This window comes from Pararhodobacter sp., assembly GCF_036802785.1.
In the GTDB taxonomy this organism is placed as follows: Bacteria; Pseudomonadota; Alphaproteobacteria; order Rhodobacterales; family Rhodobacteraceae; genus Pararhodobacter.
The window spans coordinates 1-3,888 of record NZ_DAIRVN010000134.1; the positions used below are offsets into that span (position 1 = coordinate 1).

Here is a 3,888-nt window from a genome sequence, read left to right on the forward strand (position 1 = left end):
CGTGGAACTTCAAGCCGTCAAGCTAAGCCGACAGTGGGGGCCAGCGACCGCTTACGATGAACCGCACATAGGCCTTGTTGTGGCCGCCTTCGACTTCCAGCGACGCGACCTCGATCTGCTTCACCAGCTTGCGCTCATAGGCATCGACCGCATCAGGGGTGACCCCGGTGGAATTGCAGGCGGTCGACGAGTTGAAAGCTTACCTTGATGTCTCGCGCGCGCCCGACCGCATCATCAAGCGCCTGAAGACGTCGCTGGAATCGCTCTCCAGCCTGTCGACCGCGAATGCGATGCGCCGCCTTGCGGATGACGGGATCATTCTGAAAGAGGATGTCGAAACCTGGAACAAGATCAGGAACAGGGTGATGCATGGGGAGCTGGTCTCACCCTACTCCTCCGAAAATGATGACCAAAACCTCCTCAAGCTTGCCCGCCTTTTCCACAATCTGACGCGGGAGGAGGTAAGGCGGGCAATAGTACAGCAGCTTTGAGGTGACGGGGGCCAAGCGGTGCTAACTCCCACGTCGGACTATCTCCTGAAGGTGTTGCGCTGCCACTTTACGGCCCAAACCGGCGTTCGGGTGGATCGCATAGAACGCCGCGTCGAACCCTTATCGGACGCTCACCGGGGCGTCGCCCAGCTCAACGTCGATCCCGGTTTGTCGGCCTTCTTCGCCGCTCCGGCCTCGCCGTCGCTTCCGGCGTGGTTGCGCCCGCGACGCAGGTGGTAGAGGGTGCGTGGCACACTGGCATCACCGCCACCCCGGGGACAGACCCCGCCTGAATTCGGAGACCTCCATGCCCCCAGCCCGCCACGTCGGACAGGCCCTTGCTGTCGTTGTATTGGTGGCCGTGCTGGGGCTTGTCGCGCTGAACCTGATGCCGGACCGTCGCGAATTGCGGGGGCCAGTGGCCAATGTGCTGGCCACCTCGGCGCCGGATTTCCAGCGCAGTCTGGCCGGGCTCTACGGGTCGAACCTGCTGGCCGGGAACCGGATCGAGACGCTGACCAACGGCGACCGGATCTTTCCCGCAATGCTGGATGCCATTCGCGGCGCGCAGGTAAGCATCAATTTCGAAACCTATGTCTACTGGTCCGGCAGCATTGCCGACCAGTTTGCCGCCGCCCTGATAGAGCGGGCCCGGGCCGGAATTCCGGTCCGGGTGATGATGGACTGGGTCGGCTCCGTGCCCGTCGACGCCGCCCTGATAGAGCGGATGGAGGCTGCCGGCGTTCATGTCGTCCGGTTCCGGCCGTTGCACTGGTACACGCTGGACCGCCTCAACAACCGCACGCACCGGAAATTGCTGATCGTCGACGGGCGGATTGGCTTCACCGGGGGCGTGGGCATCAGCGATGACTGGCAGGGCGACGCCCGCCACCCCGGCGAATGGCGCGAGAACCATTACCGGATCACTGGTCCGGTGGTGGCGATGCTGCAGGGCGCCTTCGTCTCGAACTGGGTCGAGGACACCGGCGAAATCCTTCAGGGACCGGATTTCTTTCCCCTGCTTGAAGCTGAAGGCGATGCGGTCGCGCAACTGGTCGTCAGCAGCACCGGCAGCCGCAATTACATCCATCTGATGTTGATGACCGCGCTGTCTGCGGCGGAAGGGCGCATCCGCATCGCCACACCCTATTTCGTCCCTGACGATGTCGCCATCGCCCAGCTTCTGGCCGCGCGGGAGCGCGGGGTCGAGATCGACATTCTGGTGCCGGGGCCACAGATCAACAAACCGCCGGTCCGCCTTGCCTCTCGCGCGCTTTGGGGGCCACTGCTGCAAGCGGGGGTGCGCATCCACGAGTACCAGCCGACTTTCGTTCACGCCAAGCTGCTGGTGGTGGATGACGTCTTTGCCTCGGTCGGGTCCACCAATTTCGATGAACGATCGTTCCGGCTCAATGATGAGGCCAATCTGAATGTCTTCGATGACGGTTTTGCGCGCGAACAGATCGCCTTGTTCGACGCCGACCTGGTGCAGGCCCGTCCCGTCACATTGGCGGAATGGCAGTCGCGGCCCTGGCAGGACCGGCTGCGAGACTGGGCATGGAGCCTGCTGCGCACCCAGTTCTGAGCGACACAGCCGGCAAGGGACAAGGGTGTCTTCGCTCAGATGATGGACGGGCTGGCCGCGGAGGCTGCCACCCCGAAGACGGTGATGATCGACGCGACCTACCTCAAGGCGCACTGCACGGCGACCAGCCTGCGGTCGAAAAAGGGGGACGTTGCGACCAAAGGGGCCGTCTGATCGGTCGGACGAAGGGAGGCATGAACACCAAGTTGCACGCCGTCACCGACGCCGATGGTCGCCCGATCCGGTTCTTCATGACGGCAGGCCAAGTCAGTGATTCCACCAGAGCGGCGGCGCTGCTGAGCAGCTTGCCAAAGGCAGATTGGCTGCTCGCTGACCGGGGATATGACGCCGACTGGTTCAGAGAAGCATTGAAAGACAAGGGGATAAAGCCCTGCATTCCGGGCCGGAAGTCGCGCGGCAAGCCCATCAAGCACGACAAGCGCCGCTACAAACGCCGCAACCGGATCGAGATCATGTTCGGACGTCTGAAGGACTGGCGCAGGGTCGCGACCCGCTACGATAGATGCCCAAAAGTCTTCCTCTCCGCCGTCGCACTCGCCGCAACCGTCATGTTCTGGCTATGATCCGAGAACGAGTCCTGACCCGAAGGTGCTTTCGAAAATCATTGGAGCGGGTAGTCGGCTTGTGGACTCCATTCAACGAAGCCTACTTCACGAGGCTCCTAAAGATCCCTGAGGGAACCCTTCTCAATAATTAACCCATTAACTGACGTAGACGTCTCGAAAACTGCTTGCCGAAGGAGGATCGCGGCTTCTTATGAGGGCGGAACGGTGAGGTTCCCATCAGCCTTCAGCGCTGTTATTTCGGATCAATTGGATAACTGCCATCGACTTTTTCTGCACCGACGTTCTGCACAAGCGCGCTACGTCAGCCGTCCGCTTCTTGCGCGACGCGGCCACGTGGGCGAAGACACTGAACGGTCGCTCTGCCGTTTTCTGCGGGTGCAATGCCGTGGCATCGCGGGCGGCTTTCCGCCCGACGCCCCCACTCCCGGCCCGAAACGTGGTATACTGTAGTGGTCGGCATGACCGAAGAAGGGTGGGCCCGGTGGACAGGAGGTAGCCCCATGTCCGTCTATTTTTTCTTCCCGTCCTCCGTCCTGTCCGCGCGCCTTGGAACAAGGGCCGTATCATCGGCCAGAAACGCCCGCTTCTACCCCGGCATGTCTGGTCAATTCGCGTCCGCCTCGAGATGGCGGGCAATGCGCGCGACCTGGCGCTGTTCAACATGGCCGTGGACAGCAAGTTGCACGGTTGCGATCTCGTCGGCCTCAGGGTGCGGGATGTCTTCGCCGCCGGGCGGGTCAAAGAACGAACCTCGATGATCCAGAGCAAGACGGCGAAGCCGGTCCGGTTCGAGATCACCGAGACGACGCGGCTGTCCCTCGAGCGCTGGATTCACGATCCCGAAATGTTCGGGCTGGAGTTCCTGTGGCCCAGCCGTATCCACGGCAGCCCACACCTGTCGACGCGACAGTATGCCCGGATCGTCCGGGGGTGGGTCATGTGGGTCGGCCTCGAGCCGAGCGCCTACGGCACGCATTCGATGCGGCGGACCAAGGTGGCGCAGATCTACAAGAAGACCGGAAACCTGCGGGCGGTCCAACTGCTGCTCGGCCACACAAAGATGGACAGACCGGTGCGTTATCTCGGCGTCGACATTGAGGACGCCTTGACGCTCTCCGAGGGAATAGACCTGTAGCAAGCCGTCCCGACCGGCGCGTTCCGCGCCGGTCGGGACGGAGCATGGGTAATCGGGCGGCCCGTGCCACAGGGTCAAGCTCTGGATAGA

General features: G+C 62.5%; 4 protein-coding genes and 1 pseudogene. All 5 read left to right on the plus strand.

What is annotated here, in order from left to right; all coding sequences use genetic code 11:
- Positions 1–208 (plus strand): hypothetical protein (locus V7Q53_RS23125; RefSeq protein ID WP_333831373.1); only part of this gene is annotated, 208 nt, incomplete at its 5' end.
- Positions 168–491 carry a hypothetical protein gene (locus tag V7Q53_RS23130; RefSeq protein WP_333831374.1) on the plus strand — a complete coding sequence of 108 codons (324 nt, stop codon included), beginning with the start codon at positions 168–170 and terminating at the stop codon, positions 489–491. The genes V7Q53_RS23125 and V7Q53_RS23130, both read left to right, overlap by 41 nt.
- Before the next feature lie 307 nt (positions 492–798).
- A complete protein-coding gene (locus V7Q53_RS23135) occupies positions 799–2,076 on the plus strand; it encodes a phospholipase D-like domain-containing protein (RefSeq protein WP_333831376.1) in 1,278 nt (425 codons plus the stop codon).
- An 18-nt stretch (positions 2,077–2,094) separates the two neighbouring features.
- Positions 2,095–2,660, plus strand: a pseudogene (locus V7Q53_RS23140) (IS5 family transposase); the annotation flags it as partial.
- Positions 2,661–3,288: 628 nt separating this feature from the next.
- Positions 3,289–3,798 (plus strand): tyrosine-type recombinase/integrase, encoded by a 510-nt coding sequence (locus V7Q53_RS23145; protein WP_333831378.1) that lies wholly within the window; start codon positions 3,289–3,291, stop codon positions 3,796–3,798.
- Positions 3,799–3,888 lie beyond the last annotated feature (90 nt).